General features: G+C 62.0%; 23 protein-coding genes and 3 pseudogenes. 6 read left to right on the forward strand and 20 right to left on the reverse strand.

The window, feature by feature from the left end; genetic code table 11:
* Window positions 1–463 (forward strand): annotated as a pseudogene (locus ABMA46_RS20125) (hypothetical protein); the annotation flags it as partial.
* Window positions 464–957: 494 nt separating this feature from the next.
* On the opposite strand, the gene ABMA46_RS20130 reads toward ABMA46_RS20125, so the two are convergent.
* From ABMA46_RS20130 to ABMA46_RS20140, 3 genes are read right to left on the reverse strand one after another with little or no spacing between them, the layout of a single operon-like run.
* Window positions 958–1,167: a tautomerase family protein gene (locus tag ABMA46_RS20130; RefSeq protein WP_349001790.1), complete on the reverse strand. Its 210-nt coding sequence runs from the start codon at window positions 1,165–1,167 to the stop codon at window positions 958–960.
* Between the two features lie 13 nt (window positions 1,168–1,180).
* Window positions 1,181–2,068, reverse strand: coding sequence for an SDR family oxidoreductase (locus ABMA46_RS20135; protein ID WP_349001791.1), 888 nt, complete (start codon window positions 2,066–2,068; stop codon window positions 1,181–1,183).
* Window positions 2,068–2,805, reverse strand: coding sequence for an SDR family oxidoreductase (locus ABMA46_RS20140; protein WP_349001792.1), 738 nt, complete (start codon window positions 2,803–2,805; stop codon window positions 2,068–2,070). The genes ABMA46_RS20135 and ABMA46_RS20140 overlap by 1 nt, the downstream gene beginning before the upstream one ends.
* Before the next feature lie 102 nt (window positions 2,806–2,907).
* Between ABMA46_RS20140 and ABMA46_RS20145 the strand changes: the two genes are divergently transcribed.
* Both ABMA46_RS20145 and ABMA46_RS20150 read left to right on the forward strand, forming a co-directional pair.
* The gene (locus ABMA46_RS20145) at window positions 2,908–3,822 is read left to right on the forward strand and encodes a LysR family transcriptional regulator (RefSeq protein WP_349001793.1); all 915 of its coding nucleotides are present in this window, start codon (window positions 2,908–2,910) and stop codon (window positions 3,820–3,822) included.
* A gap of 182 nt (window positions 3,823–4,004) precedes the next feature.
* Window positions 4,005–4,563 (forward strand): annotated as a pseudogene (locus tag ABMA46_RS20150) (integrase core domain-containing protein); the annotation flags it as partial.
* Window positions 4,564–4,670: 107 nt separating this feature from the next.
* On the opposite strand, the gene ABMA46_RS20155 reads toward ABMA46_RS20150, so the two are convergent.
* The 11 genes and pseudogenes from ABMA46_RS20155 to traA form a co-directional block, all read right to left on the reverse strand.
* Window positions 4,671–5,315, reverse strand: coding sequence for a nucleoside/nucleotide kinase family protein (locus ABMA46_RS20155; RefSeq protein ID WP_349001794.1), 645 nt, complete (start codon window positions 5,313–5,315; stop codon window positions 4,671–4,673).
* Window positions 5,315–6,208: a sugar phosphate isomerase/epimerase family protein gene (locus tag ABMA46_RS20160; protein WP_349001795.1), complete on the reverse strand. Its 894-nt coding sequence runs from the start codon at window positions 6,206–6,208 to the stop codon at window positions 5,315–5,317. Before ABMA46_RS20160 ends, ABMA46_RS20155 begins: the two co-directional genes overlap by 1 nt.
* Window positions 6,209–6,248: 40 nt before the next feature.
* A complete protein-coding gene (locus tag ABMA46_RS20165; RefSeq protein ID WP_349001796.1) occupies window positions 6,249–7,019 on the reverse strand; it encodes an SDR family NAD(P)-dependent oxidoreductase in 771 nt (256 codons plus the stop codon).
* Window positions 7,020–7,051: 32 nt separating this feature from the next.
* Window positions 7,052–8,161 carry an ABC transporter ATP-binding protein gene (locus ABMA46_RS20170; RefSeq protein ID WP_349001797.1) on the reverse strand — a complete coding sequence of 370 codons (1,110 nt, stop codon included), beginning with the start codon at window positions 8,159–8,161 and terminating at the stop codon, window positions 7,052–7,054.
* A gap of 25 nt (window positions 8,162–8,186) precedes the next feature.
* Complete coding sequence (locus ABMA46_RS20175; RefSeq protein WP_349001798.1) at window positions 8,187–8,951, reverse strand: SDR family NAD(P)-dependent oxidoreductase; 765 nt, start codon at window positions 8,949–8,951, stop codon at window positions 8,187–8,189.
* Window positions 8,952–8,980: 29 nt separating this feature from the next.
* Entirely contained in the window at window positions 8,981–9,805 is an 825-nt protein-coding gene (locus ABMA46_RS20180) for a carbohydrate ABC transporter permease (protein ID WP_349001799.1), read from the reverse strand.
* Window positions 9,798–10,736 (reverse strand): carbohydrate ABC transporter permease, encoded by a 939-nt coding sequence (locus ABMA46_RS20185; protein WP_349001800.1) that lies wholly within the window; start codon window positions 10,734–10,736, stop codon window positions 9,798–9,800. Before ABMA46_RS20185 ends, ABMA46_RS20180 begins: the two co-directional genes overlap by 8 nt.
* 90 nt (window positions 10,737–10,826) lie before the next feature.
* Window positions 10,827–12,167 carry an extracellular solute-binding protein gene (locus ABMA46_RS20190; protein ID WP_349001801.1) on the reverse strand — a complete coding sequence of 447 codons (1,341 nt, stop codon included), beginning with the start codon at window positions 12,165–12,167 and terminating at the stop codon, window positions 10,827–10,829.
* A 152-nt stretch (window positions 12,168–12,319) separates the two neighbouring features.
* Window positions 12,320–13,378: a LacI family DNA-binding transcriptional regulator gene (locus ABMA46_RS20195; RefSeq protein WP_349001802.1), complete on the reverse strand. Its 1,059-nt coding sequence runs from the start codon at window positions 13,376–13,378 to the stop codon at window positions 12,320–12,322.
* A 428-nt stretch (window positions 13,379–13,806) separates the two neighbouring features.
* Entirely contained in the window at window positions 13,807–14,034 is a 228-nt protein-coding gene (locus ABMA46_RS20200; RefSeq protein WP_349001803.1) for a helix-turn-helix transcriptional regulator, read from the reverse strand.
* Between the two features lie 129 nt (window positions 14,035–14,163).
* A pseudogene (gene traA, locus ABMA46_RS20205) lies at window positions 14,164–17,281 on the reverse strand (Ti-type conjugative transfer relaxase TraA).
* Between the two features lie 181 nt (window positions 17,282–17,462).
* On the opposite strand from traA, the gene ABMA46_RS20210 reads away from it, so the two are divergent.
* Together ABMA46_RS20210 and ABMA46_RS20215 are read left to right on the forward strand one after the other, a co-directional pair.
* Entirely contained in the window at window positions 17,463–17,789 is a 327-nt protein-coding gene (locus ABMA46_RS20210; RefSeq protein ID WP_349001804.1) for a conjugal transfer protein TraD, read from the forward strand.
* 1 nt (window position 17,790) lies between these two features.
* A complete protein-coding gene (locus tag ABMA46_RS20215) occupies window positions 17,791–18,033 on the forward strand; it encodes a conjugal transfer protein TraD (RefSeq protein WP_349001805.1) in 243 nt (80 codons plus the stop codon).
* A gap of 114 nt (window positions 18,034–18,147) precedes the next feature.
* Here the strand turns inward: ABMA46_RS20215 and ABMA46_RS20220 are convergent, their stop codons facing one another.
* Genes ABMA46_RS20220 through ABMA46_RS20235 form a run of 4 tightly spaced genes read right to left on the reverse strand, consistent with a single transcriptional unit; the run spans window position 18,148 to window position 22,123 of the window.
* Window positions 18,148–19,428 (reverse strand): TRAP transporter large permease, encoded by a 1,281-nt coding sequence (locus ABMA46_RS20220; RefSeq protein WP_349001806.1) that lies wholly within the window; start codon window positions 19,426–19,428, stop codon window positions 18,148–18,150.
* A gap of 10 nt (window positions 19,429–19,438) precedes the next feature.
* A complete protein-coding gene (locus ABMA46_RS20225) occupies window positions 19,439–19,957 on the reverse strand; it encodes a TRAP transporter small permease (protein ID WP_349001807.1) in 519 nt (172 codons plus the stop codon).
* The gene (locus tag ABMA46_RS20230; protein ID WP_349001808.1) at window positions 19,957–20,931 is read right to left on the reverse strand and encodes a TRAP transporter substrate-binding protein; all 975 of its coding nucleotides are present in this window, start codon (window positions 20,929–20,931) and stop codon (window positions 19,957–19,959) included. The genes ABMA46_RS20225 and ABMA46_RS20230 overlap by 1 nt, the downstream gene beginning before the upstream one ends.
* Window positions 20,932–20,968: 37 nt before the next feature.
* A complete protein-coding gene (locus tag ABMA46_RS20235; protein ID WP_349001809.1) occupies window positions 20,969–22,123 on the reverse strand; it encodes a mandelate racemase/muconate lactonizing enzyme family protein in 1,155 nt (384 codons plus the stop codon).
* 91 nt (window positions 22,124–22,214) lie between these two features.
* Between ABMA46_RS20235 and ABMA46_RS20240 the strand changes: the two genes are divergently transcribed.
* Window positions 22,215–23,123 (forward strand): LysR family transcriptional regulator, encoded by a 909-nt coding sequence (locus tag ABMA46_RS20240; protein WP_349001810.1) that lies wholly within the window; start codon window positions 22,215–22,217, stop codon window positions 23,121–23,123.
* A 67-nt stretch (window positions 23,124–23,190) separates the two neighbouring features.
* Here ABMA46_RS20240 and ABMA46_RS20245 read toward each other — a convergent pair whose 3' ends face one another.
* Window positions 23,191–24,363 (reverse strand): acetyl-CoA C-acyltransferase, encoded by a 1,173-nt coding sequence (locus ABMA46_RS20245; RefSeq protein ID WP_349001811.1) that lies wholly within the window; start codon window positions 24,361–24,363, stop codon window positions 23,191–23,193.
* Between the two features lie 148 nt (window positions 24,364–24,511).
* Entirely contained in the window at window positions 24,512–25,438 is a 927-nt protein-coding gene (locus ABMA46_RS20250; protein WP_349001812.1) for a LysR substrate-binding domain-containing protein, read from the reverse strand.
* Window positions 25,439–25,521 lie beyond the last annotated feature (83 nt).

Genomic DNA, 25,521 nt, shown 5'->3' on the forward strand with positions numbered 1-25,521 from the left:
TCATCGAGACCGGCAACGAATCCTGGCGCTTCAAGAACCGCTCTCAAAACTAAAGCCGGGGAGCCTAACCAACGCGCCCGACCGGGCTGCGCAACCCCGACCAGCTCCACCCGGTCGGGCGCTTACCGTCGTGCCCCAAAAGGGGGTCAATATTGGACGCCGATCCGGGGTCAACTTTGCGCGCCGATTGACATTCGAGGCCCTGGAAGGCGATGAGGTGGAAAAGGCGCGTTACGAGAAGATCCTGGCGAGCACAGGTCGGTTCGATGCGAAGGGGAAGCCGCTGCGCTTTGTCTACTGCCATTATTTCGTTCCCGAAAGCCCGCCCGACGAGGCATGGGCCTTCGACGAGACCGTTCAATGGCGGCGCATCACCGGGTCAAACCAGCGGCCGCTCGCCGAGCCATTTCTGGTCCTCCCGGAGGGTGGCCGTGTGCTGTCCGGGGTTCATTGGGATAACTGAGAGAGGGCGGACGACGATGGTCGAGATCATTGTCGAATCGTACTTGGTCCGCCGCCCAGCCAGCTAGGATAGCATGCCCCGCTACGCTCAGTCAGGCCTCGCAACATCAGGCGGTCGCCATGCGACACCACACCCGCACGCTTAGTTGACCGGCTGCAGGAACGAACGGCAGCTTTCCGCCTCAAATGTCCGCAAGCTGCAATTCTGCTACCGGCCCCGGACTCGACAGAACTGATTTCCGTCATGCGCCCTTAAGTCGGTCGTTCGCGCTGTGGGTCGCTCAACCCGTACGCGGACCGACTGCTTTGCCAAATATGATGGCAAGGCTGCCGGACCTGACTGGGGCTAGCGAAAAGTAAGCCAGCGCTGCATCTCGCCTTGGGCAACGACGTGCCCCATCCGACCGTCCACAGACGGGTCGGAAGACGTGTAATCTCACCGGAAGCTCTCCTCGACCTGCAACAGGGCGCGCGGCGACCGGGTGACGACGCGCGCTACCTGGCTCGGTAAGCGTCGGGGAGGATGAAGGTCTCGTCGGCGCGGTAGTAGCCGCCGTCCTTCACCTCCTCGATCAGCACCATCGTATGCGGCCGGGCCGCTTCGGAGAAATATTCTACGAGAAGCTCCGTCACGCGGTGGCCGATCTCGGCCTTCTGTCCAGCGCTCAGCGCAGCTTCGGGGGTCTTGATGTTCACGAAGGGCATGGTTCTCTCCTGTTCAGGGATGTGGGTGGAGAAGGTCGGCGAGGCCGATCCGCTCCAGAAGCTGGGCGCGGACACGATCAGCCACGCCGTTGACAATCTCGGCTCCGTCCTGGGATGGATCGAGATGGGTTCGGAACGGGCGGCCGCCCTTCGGCAGGGAAACGATCCGCGAGATCGCGCGTGCTACGGATGCAGGATCGGCATCCGCGGGCTCAAGCGCCGCCAACCCGTCGAGCACCGCATGGTCGAGACCGGCGTATGGCCCGCCCCACCACGCTTCGGCACGCTCCGCGTCTTCCGGTGTGCCGGCATGAGCGAAGTGGTTCGTCCCTGCGCTGAAAGCGCCCGGCACCACGATGCTGGTCTCGATCCCGAAGCGGGCGAGTTCCAGCGCGTAGCTTTGCGCCAGCGCGTCCATGCCCGCCTTGGCGGCGAAATAGGGGCCGAGGAAGGGCGGTGTGCCGCCGCGGGTGGAACTTGAGCCGATCCATATCACCAGCCCGTCCCGCGCCGCTCGCATTGCGGGCAGGAAGGCCCGGTTTACCCGCTGCGTGCCGAGCACGTTCACGTCGTAGAGATGGGCGAGCTGTTCGGGCATGAAGGCCTCGGCCGGACCGAAGACCATGTGACCCGCATTGTGGATCAGCACGTCAAGCCCATCCGCCCGCTCGCCGATCCGAGCGGCGGCCGTGGCTATGGAGCGGTCGTCGGTCACGTCGAGCGCGATGGCCTCGATCGCCAATCCCTCCGTTGCGAGCTGAGCGACCCTCGCGACGGAGGCATCGCCCCGGGCTCCGGGATCGCGCATCGAGGCGAAGACCCGGTGGCCGTCACGGGCCAAAGCCTCTGCCGTCATAGCGCCGAACCCGCTTGACGCACCGGTGATCAGGACGCGGACCATCAGACGACCCCTCCATTGGCGCGGATGACCTGCCCACTGATCCAGGCTGCCTGATCGCTTGCAAGGAATGTCACGACGCGGGCGATGTCCTCGGGGGTACCGAGCCGGCCGAACGGATTCATGCCCTTGATCCTGGACACGAGATCGTCGCTCTTTCCCTTCAGGAAAAGCTCGGTTCCAACAGGGCCTGGTGCGACCGCGTTGACGGTAATCGCCTTTGGTCCGAGCTCCTTGGCAAGGACATGGGTCATCGCCTCGATCCCGGCCTTTGTCGCGGCGTAGATAGCGTAGCCCGGCTGGTAAAGCCCGACCACGGAGGACGAGAGGTTCACGATCCGCCCGCCTTCGGGCAGCCGCCGCGCCGCCTCTCGCATCAGTCGGAAGGGGGCGACGAGGTTGAGGGCGAGATGGGTGTCGATCATGTCGTCCCCGGCCTCCGCGACGGGAGCAAGCTGCATCACGCCTGCATTGTTCACGAGGATGTCGACCCCTCCGAATGCGGCCTCCGCCGCATCGAAGAGCGCGCGAGGCGCTACTGGATCATTGAGGTCCGCGTGGATCGCCGTGGCACCGCCGCCGCGCGCTGCGATTTCCGCCACGACGGCCTCGGCTGCATCCGGGCTGCTGGCGTAATTGACAGCCACGGCGAAGCCGTCAGCGGCTAGGTGGCGGGCAATCTCAGCGCCGATCCCGCGGGAGGCGCCAGTTACGATTGCCGATTTTTGTCGCTGGGTCATGACAATCTCCTTTCTGTTGTAGGGACAGATAGAGGTGTCTCATCATCAGAACAATTGGCTGATAATTGACATGACAATTCGATTTCCGCTAACAATTAGCCGATGGACAGGCTGGGCCGCCTCGAACTCTTCGCCCGCATCGTCGAAGGCGGCAGTTTCGCTCGCGCGGCGCAGGAGCTGCATGTGGCGCGGTCCACCGCGACCAATGCGATCAACGAGCTGGAGCGGGAGACCGGCGTTCGTCTGCTGGCACGCACGACGCGGCAGGTCACGACGACGCCGGAAGGCGCGGAGTTGTATCGCCGGGCGCGGGCGATCCTCGCCGAGGTGGAGGATACCTTCGGCCGCTTCGCCAGCGCGAGCCCCAGCGGGCACCTACGCGTCGAGGCGTCGGGGCAACTCACGCGGACCTTCCTCGTTCCGCGCCTGCCGGAGTTCCTTTCCCGTTACCCAAACCTGACGATCGCCTTCACGCAGAGTGACCGGCTGGTGGACATCGTGCGTGAAGGGGTGGATTGCGCGCTCCGCGCCGGGCAGCCGCAGGACAGCAGCCTGCGCATGCGGCAGTTGGGCGAACTGCCGGAAGTCACTTGCGCGAGCCCGGCCTACATCTCGCGCCATGGCGAGCCGCGCAACATCGACGACCTAGAGGGCCACAGGATGGTAGGCTTCATCTCATCGCGCACCGGCGAGGTGATGCCGCTGGATTTTCGGTATGGTGGTGTGACGGTATCGCGCCGATTGCCCGCCTTGGTCTCGACCGACAATTCCGATACGGCCGCGGCGCTGGCCCGGCAGGGCCTCGGCCTCATCCAGGCGCCACGCTACCGCTTCGCGGACGACCTCGCCAGCGGCGCGCTCGTCGAGCTGCTGCCAGATGCGCCGCCGGAGCCGCTGCCTCTCAATGCGATCCACGCCGGTGACCAAGTCCTTTCGCGCCGCCTTGAGGTGTTCCTGAATTGGGTGAAGGAGGTGTTTTCAGATCTGAAGCGGCGGTCGCGCTCGTCTGCGAGTTAGGTACTGCACGGCCTTAGCCAAGAGGATCGAATTGACAAACAGAACTAGACTCCCGGTATCGCAGGGCCTCTATGCCTAGTGCCGGCGACATCTGACGGCGGCTCGGAAAATAGAGGTGGTAGACAGGAAACGGTGGGCTCCATGCGTCCAGAACCAAGACCAACCGCCCCTGCCCTGCTCTGAACTTAGGCCTGCAGCTCAGGAGCAAGATGCCAAAGCGACGGGTGAAGGCGAAGCTTCGGGAGGACCGCCAGGAAGCCGTCGGGCCGAACGATGTCTGGGCCATGGACTTCGTCCACGATCAGCTCGCTACGGGCAAGAAGATTCGTGTCCTGACAGTTGTCGACACGTTCACCCGCTTCGTGCCCGTGCGTGATCCCCGATTCAGCTATCGCGCCGAGGACGTGGTCAGGGCATTGGAAAAGATCTGTCCGATGATCGGTTATCCGGAGACGATTCGCTTCGACCAAGACTCAGAGTTCGTCTCCCGCGACCGAAAGGGGTGACCTTCGACTCAGTCGGCCAAGCAAGCTAACCGACGACGCCTACATCGAAGCCTTCAACGGTCGCTTCCGGGCGGAGTGCTTGAACGCCCACTAGTTCCTGACGCTTGCCGATGCGGCCGAAAAGATTGATGATTGGCGCAGATACTACAACGAGGTGCGCCCGCATAGGGCGATCGGGCACAATGTGCCGATCTCGTTGCTCAATCCCGATGGCGCCATCAGCCCGCCATCGTGAAAAGGCCGGGAAACTCTACCTTCCGGCGGTCTAAGGAATGGAACCGGAGCAAAAGCGGTCGAGGCTCTAATCGCCGCTGGATGAGAACTCAGTGGCATGTCACAGTGTCAGAAATTGCGGATTGAAAAAGCCGCCGGACAGCTTTGCGCGATCACCATATCGGCATTAGGCAGATCGTTCGCCTCGACCTTGGTCCTTATCTCGTCGGATGACAGGCCAAGATCGCTCCAGCGCCGAACCAGCCGGTCGGCCAGGACAAGACGAGGCACATCCAGCCAGACGCTTACATCGAAGCGTGATCGCAAGGCGGCCCACGCCGGATCGTCGAGCAGCAGGTAATTGCCTTCGACGAGAACGATGCGCGTCGAAGGCAAGACAATCTCCGCACCGGCGCGAGCGATTTCCAGCGACCGGTCGAAAACCGGGATGGCGATCTCGCTGCCATCGTCGGCATGCAAACGATCGAGCATGACGGCAAAGCCGCCGACGTCGAAGGTGTGAGGCGCGCCCTTGCGGGCCCGCTCGCCCCGTTCGATCAGGACGGCGTCGTCGAAATGATAGCCGTCCATGGGCAGGACTTGACTGATGTCGCGCCAAACCCGGTTGAGGTCTTCACTCAACCGCCTGGCAAACATACTTTTGCCCGAACCGGGCGCGCCGGCGATCGCGACCAGCCGCCGGGATGGCCCCTGGGTCTGTCGCAGATAAGCTGACAGGGTGCCAAGATCGGTTTGCAGAGCAGCATCCGGCATTACGGCAGGCGGCTCCGCTCCGCCTGCTTGAGGGTCTCCTGAGCCGACTTGAGCTGCGCGCGTGTATACATCAGCGCGTGGGCAGCAAGATCCTGCCCGTCTTCCCAGAGGTTGCGCCAGATGCCGAGGATGCCTTCAAGCGGCTGGCCGACGACCCGCGAGGAGAAGCTTTCGAAGGCGATGGGTCCTTCATAACCCGATGCGACAAGCGCCCGGAATACCTGGGCGAGGTCGATCGAACCGGATCCCATATAGCCTCGGTGCGAGTCGCCGGTATGGAAGTAGCCGAGGTAGTCGCCCGTGTCCCTGATCGCAGAGGCGATGTCGGATTCCTCGATGTTCATATGATAGACATCAAGATGCGCCTTGACGTTCGGGGCGTTCACGCGCCTGCAGAACTCCACGGCTTGCGAGGCCGTGTTGAGGACGTTCGATTCGTAGCGGTTCACCACTTCGAGGCCGAGCGTGATCCCGCTTCTGGCGGCAATCTCCGCAACGTGTCCGATGATGTCCACCGACATTGCCACCCCGGCAGCGGTCGTCGGCACCGCGTTCTTCTGGAAGGCAGAATGCAGGATGCCACACACATGCGTCGCCCCAAGGTCGCGCGCCAGGGCGATCGCGTCCTCAAGCCTTTTCGTGCCCCTTCCGGCTTTCTCCCGATCGCCGCTGGAAATGTCGGTATCGGCGTCGAGGCCAAGCGAGAAATTGATGCCTATGCCATTCTTTTCGAGCTGGCGGCGGGTGAAATCGACGTCAATAGATCCGGGATCGAGGGCAGGCGCCTCGATGAAATCGTAACCGACCTCCGCGGTTCTGGCGATCGCCCGGCTGCATTCGTCATGACTCCAGCCTGCCTCCCAGACGAGTGCGTGGACGCCAAGTTTATTCATGGATGTTCCCTTTCAACATGCAAAAGATCCGAAATTTCACTCACCAGCAGGTAAAGCCGCCATCGACGGGAACGACGGCGCCGGTCACGAGGCTCGCGGCGTCAGAGGCCAGGAAATGCACCACGCTGGCGACCTCATGCGGCTGACCGAAGCGGTGCATCGGCGTGTCGCGCCGCCAGATGTCGGCAAGGCCGCTCGCCTCAGCATGGGCGATCAGCGGTGTCTCGATATAGGTTGGCGCGACCGCATTCACGCGCACACCGCGGTCCGCCCATTCGGCCGCGAGCGACTTGGTCAGGTGATGGACGGCCGCTTTCGAGGCGTTGTAGTGCGACTGGCCTTGCGGCCGGTTGACAATAAGGCCGGACATCGAGCCGATGTTGACGATGGCGCCGCGCCTTTGCGCGAGCATGTGTCGACCGAAGGCCCTGTCGCACCAGAAGACGCCGTTGAGATTCACGTCGTTGACCGCCAGCCAATCCGCGTCGGAAATCTCTTCGGCGGCGGTCGGCGCGCGGCCTATGCCCGCATTGGCGACAAGAATGTCGATCGCGCCGTGATCGGCCGCGACGCGGTCGGCCGCGCTTTGGATGTCTTCCGGCTTCGTCACATCGGCGACGATGCACGTCACATCGCGTCCCTTTGCCGAAAGAGCGGCCCGGCCGGCTTCCAGCACGTCGTCTTCACGGTCGAGCAGCACCAGACGCGCGCCCGCCTCGGCCAGCGCTTCGGCGATGGCGAGCCCGATCCCGCGCCCACCGCCGGTCACGACGGCGACGCGGCCTTCCAGCTTGAGTTTATCCATGTACATCTTCGTTCCTCCGGCGGAGAAGGGGGTATTTCTCAGGTGCGCGACCGGCTCGAAGCCGTCCGGTTCTCCGGCGCGGCGGCGCGCCTCAGGGCGATGCCATCGCCGTCGAACAGATGGCAGTGGCCGGGGCGTGGTGTCAGGTGAATTTCGTCACCGCGGCGATAGCCGCGCTCGCCGACGGCACGAACCGTAAGCTGACCGATCTCCGCGACCTCGACGGTGAAATAGGCGTCGCTGCCCAGTTGCTCCTCGATCAGGATGCGCCCTTTCCACAACCCTGCGGTCCGGTCGTAGTCGATATGCTCAGGCCTGATCCCGAGCGTCAGCGGTCCGGCCGGCATCGGGTCAAGCAGATCCGATATTTCAACGTTGCAGCCAGCGACATCGAAATCCCTGGCGCCGGAGGCCTTTCCTTCAATGAAATTCATCTTCGGCGAGCCGATGAAGCCCGCCACGAAACGGTTCGCCGGCCGGTCGTACAGCGCGATAGGCGTATCGAACTGTTCAACCCTTCCTTCGTTCAAAACGACAATGCGGTGCGCCATGGTCATGGCTTCGACCTGGTCATGGGTGACATAGATCATGGTCGTCTTGAGCTCGTCATGCAGACGGATCAGTTCGATGCGCATCTGGACGCGAAGCGCCGCATCGAGATTGGACAGCGGTTCGTCGAACAGGAAGGCCTTTGGCTGGCGTACGATGGCGCGTCCGATGGCGACGCGCTGGCGCTGTCCTCCGGACAACTGGCGCGGATAACGATCGAGATAGCTGTCCAGCTCCAGCGTACGCGCCGCCGCTTCCACTCGTTCTCGGATCGCGGTTTTCGGCATGCCGGCGACCCGGAGGCCGAAGCCGATATTCTGCGCGACGGTCATGTGCGGAAACAGCGCATAGGACTGGAAGACCATGGCAAGCCGGCGTTCCGAAGGGGGCAGGTTTGAGACGTCCTGCTTGTCGATCAGGATGCTCCCGGAGGTCAGCTCCTCCAGTCCCGTGATGAGCCTCAGCAAGGAGGACTTGCCACAGCCGGACGGTCCGACGAAAACGACGAACTCGCCCTCGGCCACCGTAAGGCTGATATCCTTGATCACTGAAAGGGTGCCGAAGCGTTTCACGACATTGTTGAGGCAGATCTCGCCCATTGTCAGTTCCTTTGCCGACGCGGCTTCAGTGGAAAATGATTCCGCCGTCTACGTTGAGCGATTGTCCGGTGATGAAAGCTGCGTCGTCGGACGCGAAGAAAGCGACGGCGCCGACCACATCGGCCGGATAGCCGAGCCGGCCCATGGCGGTCTTTTCCTTCACCTGGCGCAGGGATTCTTCATTGCGATAGTTGTTGCGGCCCATGTCCGTGTCGATGATGCCCGGGCAGACGGCATTGACGGTTACCCCGTCCCTTGCGATTTCCATTGCCAGTACCTGAGTGAAGTTGATGACGGCCGCCTTCGATGCGCAGTAGTGCGACTGACCAGGGCCGCCGCGCTTGCCGCCGATCGAGGCTATGTTGACGATGCGCCCGGCTTTGCGGCCGCGGAAATGTCCGAGCAGCGCTTTGGTGACGAGAAATGTCCCCTTGGTGTTGACGTCGAACATGCGGTCCCATTCATCCGGCTCGATCTCGGCTACAGGATGAACCGACAGGACACCGGCATTGTTGACCAGAAGATCGATCGAGCCGGCTGCGACGAGGCAGCCGTGAACCATGTCCTCGACCGATCGCGGATTGCTGACATCGCAGTACACGGCTTCGCACCGGCCGCCGGATTTGGTGATTTCGGCGACGAGATCCGCCAGTTCCGACGCTTGCCGTTCGAGGTCATTGGCGAAGACCCGATAGCCCTCGGCCGCGAGCCTTTCGGCGATCGCGCGCCCTATGCCTCGCGACGCGCCGGTAACGAGCGCCGTATGATTTTCTCCGCGTCTCGGGATCATGTTGGTCTTTCTCCGAAAAGAGTTATCGATCAGTCTTTCACGGCACCCATCGTGATGCCGGAGACGATGTGTTTCTGCATGAAGAAGGTGAACAGCACCGGCGGCAGACATTGGATGACCGAGGCGGCGGTGATGTATTCCCAATAGACGCGGCCAGTGCCGATGAAGGAAGAGATCACAACCGGGAACGTCTTCGCCTCGCGGGTGGTGAGGAAAAGAGCCAGCATGAATTCGTTCCACGCGAAGATGAACACGAAGGTGGCGACCGCCGCCAATCCGCTCTTGGAAAGCGGCAGGACGATTTCCCACAGCACACGCAACCAGGTACATCCTTCCAGCCGTGCCGCCTCTATCAGTTCCTGCGGGACGCGCCGGATGAACGACATGGACATCCAGATGGCGAATGGCAGGTTGAAACCGGCATAGGCGATGATGAGGGCCGGCAGGGTGTCGAGCAGCCCGGCTCCACGGAAGATCACGAACAGGGGCACCGCCGCCGCGATTGGCGGCATCATGCGCGTCGACAGGATCCAATCGGCGATCGCCGCGCGACCCCTGAAGCTGAAGTTGACCAGCCCGAATGCGGCCGGAACGGCAAGCAGCAGGGCGAGAGCCGTCGCTCCGACCGTCGCGATCAGCGAGTTGACGATGAACGGCCAGAACTGGCCAAGCACGTCCCGGAAATTGTTCAGATAGGTGAAGTCGGGTACCCAGACAGGCGGAATCGAAATGATCTGCGCCGTCGTCTTGAACGCGCCGAGGAAGATCCACAGAAGCGGCGCGCTCGAAATGAAGACGAACAGCAGGACCAGGATCAGTGGGCCGAGATCGCGGAGACGAAAGGCGCTAGTCATTTTCGATCCTCCGCAAAAGCCGCACGGCAAAGGTCGTGATGACGATCGATATGACGAGGATGATCACGGCGGCCGCGGAGCCGGTTCCCGCTTGGAAGAACTGGAAATTCTGCTGATAGGCATAGAGCGTCAACACCATGGTCGAGTCGCCCGGCCCACCGCGCGTGGTCACATAGACGACATCGAAGAAGCGAAGCGTGTCGATGATGCGCAAGATGATGCCCAGAAGCACGATGCCGCGGATCGACGGAATTTCCAGGAAGCGCAGGATATGGTGCCACTTCGCGCCATCGACGCGCGCCGCCTCGTAGAGATCGGAGCGGATCGAGAACAGCCCCGCCATGATCAGCAACATCATGAAGGGCGTCCATTGCCAGACATTGATCAACAGGATCGAGAGCATGGCGGGGAACGGATCGCCGAACCATGAGACCGGCGCAAGACCGACGGAATTCAGCAGATAGTTGGCGATACCCAGGACGGGATTGAAGACATAGGCGAAGATCATGCCGACGATCAGCGGCGTCACCATCATCGGCATCAGGAAGAAGGAACGCAGCCAGTTCGACCAGCGAAGATGGGCGATGCTGACGAACGCTTTGGCGACAACGAAGCCGATAATGATCTCGCATGCGATCGACGCTGTCGCGAGCATCAGCGTGTTGAGCAGCGCGTGCTGGAAAAGCGTATCGGTAACGAGGTTCCAGTAGTTCTCGAAACCGACGAAGACGGCGCGCTTGAGGGCGGTGAGGCGCACTCTGTGAAGGCTGAGATAGACCGAATAAAAAAAGGGCCAGATGGTCAGAAGCGCCAGAAAAATACAGGACGGCACGATGAAGGCGGCGGCCTGGAATCGATCGCCCGTGTAGAAGGCGCGCCGTGACGGTCGCGGCGTCATATCGCTCGTCGTGCCGGAAACCAAACTGGCCATTCAATGAATTCCCCGTGAAACTTCCGACCGGGCGGCAATGCCCGGTCGGCGGCGGGCGGGCAGGAATGGGAGACTCCCAATCCGCCGTGCCTATTGGAGCAGGCCGTTCTGCTTCAGCAGTTTGGTGACCTGCTCCTGAGCGTTGTCCATTGCGGCCTGAGGCGTGGCCTCGCCGATGATTGCCTTATTCACATCGGCGCCAACCGTGTCGATCATCTGGAACGCCAGCGGGTGGCGCGGGCGGACCTCGACCCAGGCGTTCTTCTGGGCTTCAAAAAGCTGTTCGGTCCAGGGATATTTAGCGACGACATCGGGGTCCTGCATCGCCGACAGGCGGCTCGGCGGTCCGCCTGCCATGACGAACTGCTTGTGCACCGCGGGGCTGCCGAACCACTTCAGGAAATCCCACGCGACGTCCTTCTGCGCGCCGTGCGCGTTGACGCAGGCCACCCAGCCACCGACCGGCGAGACGGTCTTGGCGCCTTCCTTGTGCGGCATCAGCGCGGCCTTGAATTTGCCCGCAACCTGGCTTTGCGACGGATCGTTGGCAATCTGCGCGCGCACGGACCAGTCATTGATCATGGCAAGCTTGCCGGCGGCGAATGCATTGGCCCGTTCGTCCCAGGCGAACGACTCCACGCCGGGCGGACCGTAAGCGGTCATGTCCTTGAAGAACTGGACGAGATCGACCGATTCTTTCGAGTTCAGCAGCGGTGTCTGGTCAGCGTAGGGGTCTTTCGATCCGATATCGTTGGAAACCCAGGGCTTGCCGCCGGCGCTGTAGATCCATTCAAACCATTGCTGGCCGGCGGCCGCGCCGCGCTTGTTGTTCATGGCGTACCCGTAAACGCCAGGAAATTCGGGATTGTCGGTGAAAGTCTTGGCCGCCTGCTTGAGTTCCTCGAATGTCTCGGGAACCTTGATGCCGGCCTTCTCGAAGAGATCGGTGCGGTAGTACATCAGCTCGTAATAGATACCGATCGGGATGCACATGCGCTCGCCGTCCCAACTCGCCTGGCCGGCGGCCGATGGCGTGTAGTCGTCCCAGGCGAAAATCTCCGGCTTGCCTTCGGCGATCTGCTTCTCGGCGCTGTCGATGCAGCCGGCCTCCGAGAGTTCGCCGATCCAGATGCCGTCCATGATGAAGATGTCGTAGCTGCTATCGTTCTGCGAGCAGGCGAGGAGCTCCTTTTCGTGAAGCGCATCGTAGCCATAGCCATCGACCTCGACCTTGGCGCCGGTGATGTCGGTGAAGCCGTCCTTCGTCGCCTTGATCGAATCGATGAACGGATCGGTGATCGTCATCATGTGCAGCGTCTTGCCGGAATGGTCGCCCAGTTCCGATTTCCAGTCGATATCCTGGGCGACGGCGGCCGAAGCCAGCAGCAGCGCCGCTCCCGAGATTGAACCCAGCAAGGTAATATTTCTCATTTCATCCTCCGCTTTCTGGCGCTTTGTGGTCGAGGCCTTGTGACTGCGCCGAAATGTCGGCAAAGCCTTCCTGTTCACGGGGAGGCAGCTCTCCGTGTTCGAATGTCTCGCCATCGTCAGACGATCACTCCCGCCTGGCGGGAGAACCTCCTCTATCCGGTTTTCGCTGGCGCACTCCTTCCAGCACTGCTCGGCCTGTCAGTTTGCGGCGAGCCGACCGCGGGCGCCGTCGACGTCCGGACCATCAGCTTGCAGTTCAACCTCATGCGCGAGAACGGCACGTCTTCTCCCGCGATGCGCTCGCGCAGCCGCAGCCACGCCATGCGACCCATCTCCTCGACCGGCTGTCGGATGGCTGTCAGGGGCGGGTTGACGGCGCGCATCCAGGAATAGTCATCGAAGCCGAGGACCGACACGTCCTCGGGGACCCTGCGACCTCGCTGGTGGAGCGATGCGAGAACTCCCAGGGTGGCGAAGTTCGTGAGTGCAAGAAAAGCGGTAGCCTGACGCTCGCCCTCCATGAAGTCGGCCAGGCGTTCGGAAGCCGTCTCGAAGTCCAGGCCGACTTCGATCAAAGTCGGGCGGCCCAATCCGTGGTCCGTGAATACCTGCTCTATACCTTCGCAGCGCTCCCGAATGTTCCTCAGCTTCATGGTCGAGGCGACCACCACGATATTGCGGTGGCCGAGGCCAATGAGGTGGTCCGCCGCCATGCGGCCGGCTTCCGGATTGTCAACGGTTACCGCGTCGCCCTCGAAAAGATGCGGCACACGATCAACGACAACGTACGGAATACCGGCTTTGTCGACCAGGTCCCGGCTGGCAAACTCGTCGGCGCAGGGTATGGCGATGAGCGCGGCAGGACGCCACGCAAGCAGGGCGGCCAGGCGGGTGCGTTCCTCGGCGGGATCATCATTCGAACTGGCGACGATGATATCCATACCGTCCGCGCGCAAGCTGGACTCGATGGAGGCGATCAAGCTGGTGAAGAACGGGTTGTTGAGGTCGGGCACAAGCGCGGCCACGATGCGCGCCTTGCCGGCCCGCAACTGCGATGCAGCGCGATCGGGCTGATAGCCGAGCTCCCGAGCGGCTTCGCGCACCCGCTCCACCAAGTCGGCCCGCACGACGCGATTGCCGCTGAACACGTTCGAAACGGTCCCTGCGGACACGCCAGCCTTCTTGGCGACATCCTTGATGGACGCTGTCACGGTAGCCTTGCCTCCTCCCAGAAGCCAAACGTAAAACGTTTTTCGTAAATCGTTTTACGTATCCGGGCGCGCCGATGCAAGCAAAATTTTCCGAGCGATTCCGGGGTCGGAGTAAGAGCATCGCGAAATCGTGGAGGCATACTCGGCGCTTTGAGACAATTCGGCGTGTCGAAAAACGCAATGGCATCGGCTCCAAGCGGGTCGCCCTCCGCATAGATGATGAAAGTCGGGCACCGGATCGAACGCGCTCGCCCACGCACGGTGAAAAGTCCGACCGAACCATGGATTCAGAACATCGAGCTGCTGACCTTTTACGGGGCGGCAGCTTTCTTGCCACACCGTCCAACACCCGCCATTCCGCTGGCGGCCCCTAACCGGTCATTGAATGCCGAGAGATGATCGCCCGCCGGTGACCGCAACGTACCGTTCTATAGATTGCAATCAGCCGTCAGTGTTCCCTCCCCTCGGGAGCGCCAGGCGACAGGATCAGCAATCCACCGATTGATCTCCGACTCATACCATCCGGCGCCGTTGATGCTGATCTTGACCTGCGTAGGGAACGTACCCTCTGCGATCTTGCGATACATGGTCGAGCGGGACAGACCGGTCCGGGCAAGGACGGTTTTGCTGCGGATGATACGGTCGGGTTCGCGCATGGCTGGCCTGCCTCCTGCTGGGTGGTTCTGAGACCTGATGGATCGGACAAGACAAGGTGGCATCGGTAACGCAAGAGGGATCGCCGCCGTGTGGTAAGGTGGCGTGGAGAGGGCCACAAATCGGACGGGTCAGAGTCCGACACCGCGTCCCCTGCCGAGCCCGATGCCGTGGTTGAACGCGAGTTCGGCGCCGAGACGCCGGCCGGATTCGAACGTGATGCCAAGCGCCTTCTTGTGGTTGACAAGGATGGATTCGAGTTGCGGATCGCGTTCGAGACTTTTGGCCATGTCGGACATGGCCGAGCGCGTTGACGTGTAGGCCGCCATATCGCCGGCCTGATATTGACGCTGGCTGGTCTGGTCGAGTTTCTGCCAGCGTTTTTACGAAGCGCTCGGCGCGCAGGGTCGGAGTGATGTCTGGATCGATGCTCCGTCCGGTGCGGATTTCGGTTTCGAGCTGAAGGGCGCGCACGGCGCGATTGACGCGGCCGGCGCCTGCCTCGTGGACGAACTCGGGATTCTTCACATAGGCCGCTTCGGCATCGCGCCAGCCGTGCGGGCGCACCGTCTCGAAGGCGTCGCGGGCATCGCGCAGTTCGCGCGTCTGCTCTGGCGTGCCGTGGCCGTCCGCACTTCCGCTGGTGAGGCTTGCGTCGAGCGCACGCGCATGACGCACCAGCGCCTGCGTGCGTGCCTTGCGCAATGCATCCTCCCGGTCTGCCGGCTCGGTCGCATCGCGCTGTGCGCCCGGCCCTGACCTTTCCCTTCCCGGCCTCTCCCGTTCCGGCTTGGGAACGCCATCCCCGGTCTGCGCTCCACCATCTTCCCTTCCCGGCCGGCGCCCGCTTTCCTGACCTGACTCTTCGTCTCCGGGCTGGCGCATTCCGTCCAGCAGGCCATCGATCCGGTCGCGCAGCCTCTCCGGCACGATCTTGCGGACGATCTCGACGACACGCTGGCGGAAAGTGATGCCGCGCCGCTCTGCATAGTGTTGGGCCGGATCGCGTTGTCCGTAGTCCGACGCCATGTCCTTGGCCCGGTCGCGCGACAGGGTGCGGATAAGCTTGTCCCGGGTTGCGAAGTCGTCGCGGCCATAGTGCAGATCCATGCCGCTGCGATGCCGCGACAGGGCGACATAGCTGCCATGGGCATCCATGCCCGGCGTTGCCAGCACATGGGTACGATCCACCGTCATCCCTTGCGCCTTGTGGATGGTCGCCGCATAGCCGTGGTCGACATGGGCATAATCCTTCAGGTCGAACGCGACGGAGCGCCCGTCGTCGGTGCGCACCGACATGCTTTCGGCGCTGACCTGCTCGATGATGCCGAGCGTGCCGTTCTTGACACCGAAACTACGTTCATTGCGCAGGAACATGACACGATCGCCGCTGGCGAAGGCTCGCTGCCCACGCTCGACAGTGACATGAACATCCTCGCCGAGATCGCCGGCCTCCCGCATTCTGTCGCGCGCCGATTCGTTGAGTTCCCGCACTTCGGCGTTGGTGTGGGTGAGGATGATGCGGCTCGCATCCGGTTGCGCCTGCCGCTCGCGGTCCCAGTGTTCGATCAGATCGTTGCGCGCCTGTTCTCGACTTTGTGCCGCATGCACCATGCCGTTCGCATCATAGGCATCGATCGCAGCACCGATCTTTCCCGTCGCCAGATCACGCGTGGCGTCACGCTGCCAGTCCTCTTGCTGGCGGCGCACGGTCTCGATCTCGATGCCGCCATGGCGGTCGTGGATCGAGCGGAAGGCGGCACCGGCTTCAATCGCCTGCAACTGCTGAGGATCGCCGACCAGCACGATTTTTGCGCCGGCTTCCGCCGCGTGCGAAAGCACGCGCTCCAACTGACGTGTGCCGACCATGCCGGCCTCATCGATCACCAGCACATCGCGGGAAGTCAGCAGGTCCCGACCATTCTCCCAACCAAGTTCTATGCTGGCGATGGTTCGAGAAGATATGCCCGATCCGCTTTCCAGGTTCTCGGCGGCAACGCCGGACAAAGCAACACCCTTGACCTCGTAGCCGGCTGTCTCCCATGCCTCGCGCGCGACGCCAAGCATGGCGCTCTTGCCGGTGCCGGCATAGCCGACGACGATGCCGAGATCACGCCCATCGGTGATATGCGCAAGCGCGTCGGCCTGCTCACCGGACAGGGCAAGACCGCGCTGCTCAGCACGAGCAAGAGCAATCTCTCTGTCCCGATCACTGACCTCGTGGCGCTCCCGCTCCGCCATCCATTCTGCGGCGTGATGCAGGCGCTGTTCGGCCTCGATCATCTGACGAGTGGTGAAGCGGTTCTGTCCTCGTGCATCGCTGCCGAGTTCAACCAGGTCGGGCGCATTCGAGATCGCGCCCATGACCTCGTTGAACTGCTCGATGCCGTCGCTGTGGCGATGCGCGAACTTTGCCATGTCGCGGCGGGTGAAGGTCGATTGCTGATGCGTGATGGCGTCAAGTGCTAAGCTAGGATCGGCGATGATCCGCGCGCCATTGTAGCGGGCGATCTCGCGGTGCATCTCGGCACGGTCGGCAACATCTGTAGTCGCAATCCCGTCGGCGATAGTACCTTCACCAACGCCAATGTTTTCGATGCGCTGCGCCGGTGCGCCTATCTGCGTCCGCGGCTCCAGTTCGATGCCCTGCGCTTCCAGACTGCGGTGATCGATGCGGGCGTCGATGTCGAGTTCGGCAAGACGCTCGTTGGCAAGTTCCGCCCAGCGTTCGCGCCAGCGCTCGACCATTGCGGTTGTGTTCCAGTCCCGCACCTTCTGGCCAAAGCCGGGTTCGCCGCCATTGCTATCGATCTCCCGCATGGTGAGCATGACATGGGCATGAGGTTTGAAGCTTCCATCCTCTGCCCTGTCCCAATGCACATTGAGATCGGCAACCATGCCGCGATCGACGAATTCGGCCTGCACGAAGTCGCGGGCAAGCTCGATGCCCTGTGCCTGCGTCATCTCGCGCGGAAGAGAAAACTCCACTTCGCGGGCAAGCTGGGCGTCCTTGCGTACCTCGAAGGCTTCGACATCGTTCCAGAGCCGCTCCCGGTCGCTCCAGGCTTCGGGTGCATGGTCGGGGAGCAGCACCTCGGAATGGACGACGCCGCGCTTGGCGGAAAAATCCTGGACACGGTCGATGCGCTCGTCGCGCAGCCGCGAGGCCGAGCGGTAGGCGGCGGACGCCACAGCGCTCGAGCCGGCCTTACGGCCAATGACCTTGACGTGAAGATGATAGATCGCCATCGCGACCAAACCATCTACACAGCAGCAGCCACGTCGGCACGACGTATAAGCGCGCCCTCCCTCGAAAAATTCTCGGGATGGACCAAGCCGTCGCAACCCGTCCCGGCAACAGGGAAGCCTTCCGCGGAGCGTCCAACTATCATCGCTGCATCGACAACGGACGAGGCGATGGAGAGAGCAGATGCGCAAGCCACGCGACTACAACGCGGAACTGAAGGCGCTGGAAGACAAGGCCAAAGACCTCAAAGCTCGAAAGGTGCAGCAGCTCGGCGAACTGGTGATTGCTACCGGCGCCGACAGTCTCACCGCCGACGAGCTGGCGGGAGCGCTGGTCGCCATCACCGAGACGAAAGACGCCGGAAAGCGGGAGGCATGGGCGAAGCGCGGTGCGATGTTTTTCGAGAGCAGATCCCGGCGAAATGCTCCGGCATCTCAGAGCAATCCTCGCGGCGCTCAAACGCAACCGGGCAGCGCGCAATCGCCGGCAAGCGGCACTGTCACGCAATGACATGCGCGCCTGGCAGGTCGAGCGCCGCAAGCGCACGAAACAGCTGATCGAACTCGGCGGCCTCGTCGTCAAGGCAGGTATCGTCGATCTGACCGGTGACGACCGCGCCATGATCTACGGCGCTCTGCTCTGGATGGCCGAAAAGCTCAAAAGCAATCAGGGTGAGCAGGCCCGCGAACTATGGGTCGACAAGGGCAGAGAGGCTTTAGCAGCGGCGCATCCGACCAAGTTGCAGACGCCGTAAAAACAAACGTGACTAATGGCGGGCGGCGCGAAGACCTCAAATATCGGAGCGTCGGCCGCATCTTTAAAAACTTCGCTTGGATTCCGGATGAATCGTGAGGCAGTAACAGAACCACTACCGAATACCGAGGAGATACAGCGATCCCAGGCTGATCATTGGCACATAGGTGATGAGCGCCAGGCATAGAACGACGACGCACACGAGTGGGACGAGATAGGGCACCATGCGGTGCAGAGACACCTTGCCAACGTCGGAGGCCGCAAAGAGGTTCACGCCAAAAGGCGGCGTGATCATTCCCATGGCGAGATTGACGATCATGATCATGCCGAAGTGGACGGGATCAATGCCGTAGCGCATGGCGACCGGCGCCAGGATCGGCGCGATGACGACGATCGATGCCGAGGTCTCCACGAACATGCCGATGAGGAAGAGCAGCATGTTCACCGCCAGAAGGAAGGTGAGACCAGTGGCAAAGGTCGTCACGATCCACTCGCTGATCATCGCGGGAATGCCGGCGCGGGTGATGACGAAGGAAAACAGCCCGGCCATCGAGATGATGAACATGATGATGGCAGATGACAGGGTCGAACGGCGCAATACCGTGGCGAGGTCACGCAAAGACATCTCGCGGTAAACCAGAAGGCTTACGATGAGCGCGTAGAACACGGCCACCACCGCAGCTTCAGTCGGCGTGAAGACGCCGCCGTAGATGCCACCGAGAATGATGACCGGCATCGCAAGGGCAAGCGAAGCCCGCCGCAGACTTGGCATGAATTCCTTAGCGGGCTCCTCGGACTGAACGGGCTGATGATAGAGCCGCGACCAGACGATCACGAAGATGTCAAGCGCCACGGCAATCAGCAGGCCTGGCCCCAAGCCGGCGATGAACAGATCGCCGACGGGAGCGCTGGCGGAGACGCCGTAGAGGATCATGGGGATCGAAGGAGGAATGATCACGCCCAGTTCCGCCGACGTAGCCTGCAGCGATGCGGCAAAGCCGGTTGGATAGTTCTGCCGCACCATCGCCGGAATCAAAATCGCCCCAATCGCGTAGGTGGTTGCCACGCTCGATCCGGAGACGGCGGCGAAGATCATACACACCAGGATACAGGTCAGCGGCAGGCCGCCGCGCACGTCGCCGACGATGCTTTCCACAAGATCGACAAGCCTGGACGAAATGCCGCCGGCAGCCATGATGTTGCCCGCCACGATGAAGAAGGGAATGGCGGCGAGCGGGAATTTGTCGAGCGCAATGAAGGCCTGTTGGGGCACCACGATCAGCGGCAGGTTCGAAAAGCCGACCGTTCCCGCCACGCCCGCAAGCCCGATGGCCACGGCGACGGGAACCGACAGCCCCATCAGCACGATCATCACCACGATCATCACGGGAAGCATGTCGGCGCTCCTAGCCTGCGTTCTCGACGCGGAAGTCGCGTTTCTGTTCCGGGTCGAGCGCATGGGCCACAAGGGCCAGCGCCGACAGCAGCGATCCTGTCGGCAGCGCCGCATAGGCCCATGACGCGGATACGCCGAGGCCGGCGATGGTCTGGAAGCGAACGCGCCAGACGAGCTGGCAGCCGAACCAGAAGAGGACCGCCAGCAGGGCCAGCGTCGATAGATAGGTGACCGCGTTGACCAGCATTCGCATCCGGCCGGTGCTCATGCTTTGGATGAGGTCGACCGAAATCAGCGTGCCGGCACGCATCGCTCCGGCCAGCGCGACATAGGCCATCCAGATCAAGGTCGTCTGGATGAGCGGCTCGGACCAGGACGAGGGCGCGTGCAGGATGAATCGCGTGAGAACCTGGTAGAAGCCGACAAGGCAGGCCAGCGCCAGGCCACAGGTACCCAGCGCGACCGCACCTTGTGTTATTCGGCCTTCCACAACGAGGAAGGCCGAACGCAGCGATGAAGCGGTTCCCATTATTTGGTCTCGTCGATCGCCTTCAGCCTGTCTTCGCCGAAGCGCTTGGCGAATTCCTTGTAGATGTCGCCGAGCTTGGCCCGGAAAGCCGCCTTGTCGACATCAGCCACCACGGTCATGCCCTGGGACTTCAGCGTCTCCAGTCCGGACGTGAGGACAGCGTCGACCTCCTTGCGATTGCGCGCCATCGCATTCTTGGCGGCCGTTGCGAACACCTGCTTATCCTCCTCGCTGAGCGAAGAATAGACCGATGGCGAGATCAGCAAGACCAAGGGCGTGAATGCATGGTCTGTGAGGCTGATATATTTTTGAACCTCGCCGAAGCGATTGTTGATGATCGCGCCGACCGGATTTTCTTGACCGTCGACAACGCCCTGCTGAAGCGCGGTGTAGACTTCCGGAATGGCCATCGGCGTTGGCAAGGCGCCAAGCTCGCGCCAAACGGCAATGTGCATCTCGTTCTGCTGCGTGCGGATCTTGAGACCTTTGACGTCGTCCGGGGTCTTGACCGGCTTTGCGTTGTTTGTCAGCTCGCGAAAGCCCATTCCGCCGAAGGCCAACCCGACCAGTCCCTTCTGCGGCAGGCCGTCCAGCAGTTCCTTGCCGATCGGCCCGTCGAGCACAGCCTGCGCGTGGTCGAAGTCGCGAAACAGGAACGGGATGTCCAGGATCGCGAAGTCGGGATCGAAATTGACGACGATCGACGTGCTGACGACGGTCATGTCAACGGTGCCGAGCTGGACCCCCTCGATGACCTCACGGTCGCCGCCCAGCGCACCGCCGCCCTGAACGCGGATTTCGATGCGCCCGTCGGTCTTGTCCTTGATCTCCTCGGCGAACTGGCCCATAGCGATCGCCTCGGGCGCCTTTGGGCCTCCGACCAGGCCCAGGTTGAGCGTCATATCAGGGGCTGCCCAAGCCCAGGTCGGACATGTTGCCAGCGCGACGATCGCGGCCACCAGAAGCTTTCTCATTTCCACTCTCCTCCACCATTGAACTGTCTTCAAAAAATCAAGGCTCAAGAACCCAGTGATCCCGCACATAGTCGCCGAGCCGGTCGATCTCGATCTTCATACCAAGACCGGGACCGTCCGGGATGGCGAGATTGCCGTCCGCGTCCAGCTTTGGATCGTAGATGCGGTCACGCAACGGATTGAAGCTCATGTCGTATTCGAACAGCGGTGCCGATACCTGGCCGCGACCCGGCGTCAGGATCGCGGCGAACTGAAGGGACGCGAGGAAATTGACGGCCCCGCCCCATACATGCGGCAGCACCGGCACGCAGAATGCGTCGGCCAGCCCCATGATCCGCAAGCCTTCCGTCAAGCCTCCGCAGATTGCGAGGTCGGGCTGAACGAGGTCGAGCGCAGCTTCACTCAGGACGTCTCGAAACGCTTGAACGCCGCAGAAGGATTCGCCGCCGGCCAGCGCCACGGGCAGCGATGCGGCAAGGCGCCGGTAGCCGGGGAGATCGTCATGCGGCAGAGGCTCCTCGAGCCAGGCCAGATTGGAATCCGCTGCTTGCTGCGCCAGGGTGACGGCGTCCCGGACCGTTGAGGATTCATTGAGATCCGCCATCAGCAGCGAAGCATCGCCCAGAATGGCGCGCGCCTGCCTGATCGCGCGCAGATCGGCCGCGAGCGATATGCCGATCCTGATCTTGACCGCCGTAAATCCGTCTTCGACGTAGCGGGCGACCTCCCCCTCGAAACCGCGATAACGGTCGCCGTCGGCTGGCAGGAGCGGTCCGCTCGCATACGCCCGGACGCGATCGCGCAGCGCACCGCCAAGCAGCGTATACATGGGCTGGCCGGTCATCTGCCCGAGCGCATCCCACATCGCGATGTCGAGCGCGCTGGCTGCCATATGGACCTGGCCGCGGCGATCGGGGACGGCCGCTTGCAGCATTCGCGCCTGCGCGGCGCGCGGATTAGCGACATCAGCGCCCAGGAGAGCGGGGCCGAGTATCGATCGGATCAAGGAGCCGGCCGATCCGGGATAAGCCCAGGTCTCGCCCCAGCCTTCATAGCCCGACGCGGTCACGATCCTGACCAGCAGGGTCGAGCGCTCGCTGAACGTCCTGAGTGCATTGCCCGCGACGGACGGCATGGCGCAGCGAAGCTCGTATCCATCGATCCTGACGACACGCCCTTCCGGTCGCGGCATTCACCCCTCCCCTGTCTTGCAAGTCACCGCATAGCCATTTAGATTTTTGAAAACAAATTAGAAATCTTCGGCTAATTCATTTGGATTTCCTATGAGTCGTCTCACGGTCGCGCAGCTCGAAGCATTCTACTGGACGGCGACTCTTGGCTCGGTCGACAAGGCCGCAAGGAAGCTGAACCTGTCGCAACCTTCCGTCTCGCTGAGATTGAAGGCGATGGAGGACCATGTCGGCACGGTGCTGTTCGACCGTATCGGCAGGGGCATACGTCTTTCACCGAACGGACATTCGCTGCTTGGCGAAGCCCAGGACATACTGGAATCGGTTGAAAGGATTTCGGGCAAATTCGGCGCCGCCGACGTGCGTGGCACCATCAAGGTCGGCTTTGCCGAGGGCTTCGCGATGATTTGCCTTTCGCCGATCCTCAAGGCGGTCCACGCGCTTTACCCCGATCTCCACCCGGAAGTTGTCGTATCCACAACGGCCTCGGTTGAGCCCGAGCTTCACGCCCACAAGCTTGATCTGGGTTTTCTGGTGGAGCCGGTTGAACATGACGGGTTCACGCTCGTTCCGCTCGGCGCGCAGGAAACGGCGTGGATCGCGGCCGCATCCTGGGATTTGCCACCCGTAGTGAGCCCGCATGACATCGCCGGCTATCCGATCATTTCCAACCCGGTGGGCAGCATCAACCACCGGCAGGTCATCGGCTGGTTTGCCAGTGCGGGCCTGGTTCCGGCGCGTGTCGACATTTGCAACAGCGTCGCCATGCTCGCCCATCTGGTCACGAACGGTGTAGCCATCGGCATTTACCCGAACAAGATGGCCGATAGCGACATCCGTGACGGCACGGTGCGCATCCTCAAGACCTCACCACCCGTTGCGGATACGCCGATCTTCGCCAAATACAGGACGAATGAGGACAGCAACAATATTCGCGCTTTTCTGAGTACGGCGCGCGAGGTCCTTTCTAAGATGGACTACCTCAAAGCCGTTTCGGGTTGAGATGGATAGGATGGATGACAGGCTTCACGTCGCCGCGGTTCTTAAATTGTCGGTCTGTGAGGTGTGGTCAGAATACTTCAAAGAGCCCGGCAGCGCCCATTCCGCCGCCCACACACATGGTGACAATGACGTGTTTCGCTCGCCGGCGCCGACCTTCGATCAGCGCGTGACCGACCATGCGGGCACCCGACATCCCGTATGGATGACCGATGGAAATCGCTCCCCCGTTGACGTTTAGGTTCTCATCAGGAATGCCCAACCGATCGCGGCAGTAAATCACCTGCACCGCAAATGCTTCATTGAGCTCCCAAAGGTCAACGTCGTCGACGGAGAGACCGAACCGCTCCAGCAGTTTCGGGACGGCGAAAACGGGGCCGATGCCCATTTCGTCCGGCTCGGTGCCTGCAACAGCCATCCCCACATAGCGCCCGAGCGGGTGGAGGCCACGGCGCTCCGCCTGCCTCGCCTCCATGACGACACAGGCGCACGCCCCATCGGAAAGCTGGCTGGCGTTGCCTGCGGTGACGGTCCCCCCTTCCCGCACCGGATTCAACGCTGCCAACCCTTCGGCTGTTGTTCCGGGTCGATTGCCTTCATCACTCGACAGCGTAACAGCGTGCTGGAACGTCTCGCCCGTGGCCTTGTCGACCGATGTCATTGTCGCCGTAACCGGAACAATTTCAGCGTTGAAGAGACCGGCCTTCTGCGCTCTGGCTGTGCGCTGCTGTGATGCCAGAGCATAGGCGTCCTGGCGCTCGCGACTGATCCCATATCGCTTCGCGACGACCTCGGCAGTGTCGATCATCGGCATGAAGATATCCCCGTGCATGGCAACGAGTTCGTTGTCCATGTCGATAAGCAGCGAATCGGTTTGCACTGTTGAAATGGACTCAACGCCACCCGCCAGGACAACGTCCATGCGGTCCACGATGATCTGTTTTGCGGCGGTTGCTATCGCCATAAGACCGGACGAGCATTGTCGATCGATCGTCATGCCAGGCACGGTGACGGGCAATCCAGCGCGCAAAGGCGCTGTCCGTCCGATCGTGTGTTGAAAACCTTGTGGCAAGGCAGCACCCATGACGCAGTCGTCTATTTCGCCGGTCTCAATGCCAGCGCGCTCGACCGCAGAGCGAATGGCGTGAGCGCCGAGCGTCGGGGCCGCAGCAGCGTTGAACGCGCCGCGATAGGCTTTGCCGATGGGGGTGCGTGCAGTTGAAACGATTACCGCGTCCCGCATCGTTCAGGTCTCCTTCGCGAGGTTGAAATGACCAGAGGCACACCATGAATCAACTTAGCCCGGCGGCGGTTGGAAAAAACAATCGAAACTTTGTGCCGGGTGACAACAAATGCTGATTGTCCTTCCGCGGGTACGGGGTCTCGGCGTGTCAGTCGCGCGCGCGGAACTGCTCGGCGGCTTCACTCAATACCTGCCACAGAAGCTGTAGTGCCGCCATGTTCCGATGCTCCGCAAGCGTCACGAAACCGACCCGTATGAGCGGCAGAGCCAGTGAGGGAATATCGAGCGCACAGAGCTCACCGCCGGCGATATGGGTGTCGAGCGTAAATCGCGGTGCGCAGATAAGGACGTCCAGCTCTCGCGCCAGGATCAGCAACCCGGCTGGATCGGCAATCTCGGTATTCGGGACAGGGACGGCGATGCCGTGGTTTCGAAACTCCGTTTCAAGCGCGACCCGATTGTTGGATGTTATTGGCGGAAGCACCCATTGCCACTCGGACAGCTCCGAAATCGATATATTCTGTCGGGTCGTGAGCGGATGTCGGACGGAGCATGCGACGACCAGGTCGGTCTCGATGAGAGGATCGTGCCGTAGAGTGGGAACCATCATCTGGGGCATCTGATCCCAGTCGACGCGACCGACATAACAGTCCAGTTCGCCGTCCCACAACGACTGCAACATGTCGGCGACCACGCCGGTTTGGACTCTAAGCCTTAGAGGCTCACCGCGCGATTGAAGGCGCTGCAACGCCGCAGGCAACATCTGGAATGCCAGTGCAGGGTTGGTGCCGACCCTGAGGATCGGGGACTGGGCAGCTGTCAATTCAGAAACGAGATGGTCGAACGATGCCAAACCGGAGCGGGCTCGCTGCAGGGCAAGCAGGCCAGCAGCGTTGAGCGCCACACCTCTGACCGATCGCTCCACCAAAGGAACACCGAATGCGTATTCCAGGTCCTTGAGCATCTGGGAGACGGCCGGCTGTGTCCGGTTGAGTATTGCGCCAACTGCTCTCAAGGACCTGTGCTCGTCAATCAGCTCCAGCAATCGCAGATGGCGAAGGCGCAGGCTGTCCAAACGTATGGGAATCCGAGACATAGAAAAAGCTTATCACGTTGAAAAAAGTTTCGACTTTTTCTTTTGGCTTATTTGAGGATAGG

This window comes from Mesorhizobium hunchu (assembly GCF_040081975.1).
In the GTDB taxonomy this organism is placed as follows: domain Bacteria; phylum Pseudomonadota; class Alphaproteobacteria; order Rhizobiales; family Rhizobiaceae; genus Mesorhizobium; species Mesorhizobium hunchu.

Bases quoted from the DNA above. Each gene is read 5' to 3' on its own strand.
- ABMA46_RS20130 (WP_349001790.1), bottom strand. From the start codon at position 1,167: ATGCCCTTCGTGAACATCAAGACCCCCGAAGCTGCGCTGAGCGCTGGA.
- ABMA46_RS20135 (WP_349001791.1), bottom strand. From the start codon at position 2,068: ATGGTCCGCGTCCTGATCACCGGTGCGTCAAGCGGGTTCGGCGCTATG.
- ABMA46_RS20140 (WP_349001792.1), bottom strand. From the start codon at position 2,805: ATGACCCAGCGACAAAAATCGGCAATCGTAACTGGCGCCTCCCGCGGG.
- ABMA46_RS20145 (WP_349001793.1), top strand. From the start codon at position 2,908: ATGGACAGGCTGGGCCGCCTCGAACTCTTCGCCCGCATCGTCGAAGGC.
- ABMA46_RS20155 (WP_349001794.1), bottom strand. From the start codon at position 5,315: ATGCCGGATGCTGCTCTGCAAACCGATCTTGGCACCCTGTCAGCTTAT.
- ABMA46_RS20160 (WP_349001795.1), bottom strand. From the start codon at position 6,208: ATGAATAAACTTGGCGTCCACGCACTCGTCTGGGAGGCAGGCTGGAGT.
- ABMA46_RS20165 (WP_349001796.1), bottom strand. From the start codon at position 7,019: ATGTACATGGATAAACTCAAGCTGGAAGGCCGCGTCGCCGTCGTGACC.
- ABMA46_RS20170 (WP_349001797.1), bottom strand. From the start codon at position 8,161: ATGGGCGAGATCTGCCTCAACAATGTCGTGAAACGCTTCGGCACCCTT.
- ABMA46_RS20175 (WP_349001798.1), bottom strand. From the start codon at position 8,951: ATGATCCCGAGACGCGGAGAAAATCATACGGCGCTCGTTACCGGCGCG.
- ABMA46_RS20180 (WP_349001799.1), bottom strand. From the start codon at position 9,805: ATGACTAGCGCCTTTCGTCTCCGCGATCTCGGCCCACTGATCCTGGTC.
- ABMA46_RS20185 (WP_349001800.1), bottom strand. From the start codon at position 10,736: ATGGCCAGTTTGGTTTCCGGCACGACGAGCGATATGACGCCGCGACCG.
- ABMA46_RS20190 (WP_349001801.1), bottom strand. From the start codon at position 12,167: ATGAGAAATATTACCTTGCTGGGTTCAATCTCGGGAGCGGCGCTGCTG.
- ABMA46_RS20200 (WP_349001803.1), bottom strand. From the start codon at position 14,034: ATGCGCGAACCCGACCGTATCATCCGCAGCAAAACCGTCCTTGCCCGG.
- ABMA46_RS20210 (WP_349001804.1), top strand. From the start codon at position 17,463: ATGCGCAAGCCACGCGACTACAACGCGGAACTGAAGGCGCTGGAAGAC.
- ABMA46_RS20215 (WP_349001805.1), top strand. From the start codon at position 17,791: ATGCGCGCCTGGCAGGTCGAGCGCCGCAAGCGCACGAAACAGCTGATC.
- ABMA46_RS20220 (WP_349001806.1), bottom strand. From the start codon at position 19,428: ATGCTTCCCGTGATGATCGTGGTGATGATCGTGCTGATGGGGCTGTCG.
- ABMA46_RS20225 (WP_349001807.1), bottom strand. From the start codon at position 19,957: ATGGGAACCGCTTCATCGCTGCGTTCGGCCTTCCTCGTTGTGGAAGGC.
- ABMA46_RS20230 (WP_349001808.1), bottom strand. From the start codon at position 20,931: ATGAGAAAGCTTCTGGTGGCCGCGATCGTCGCGCTGGCAACATGTCCG.
- ABMA46_RS20235 (WP_349001809.1), bottom strand. From the start codon at position 22,123: ATGCCGCGACCGGAAGGGCGTGTCGTCAGGATCGATGGATACGAGCTT.
- ABMA46_RS20240 (WP_349001810.1), top strand. From the start codon at position 22,215: ATGAGTCGTCTCACGGTCGCGCAGCTCGAAGCATTCTACTGGACGGCG.
- ABMA46_RS20245 (WP_349001811.1), bottom strand. From the start codon at position 24,363: ATGCGGGACGCGGTAATCGTTTCAACTGCACGCACCCCCATCGGCAAA.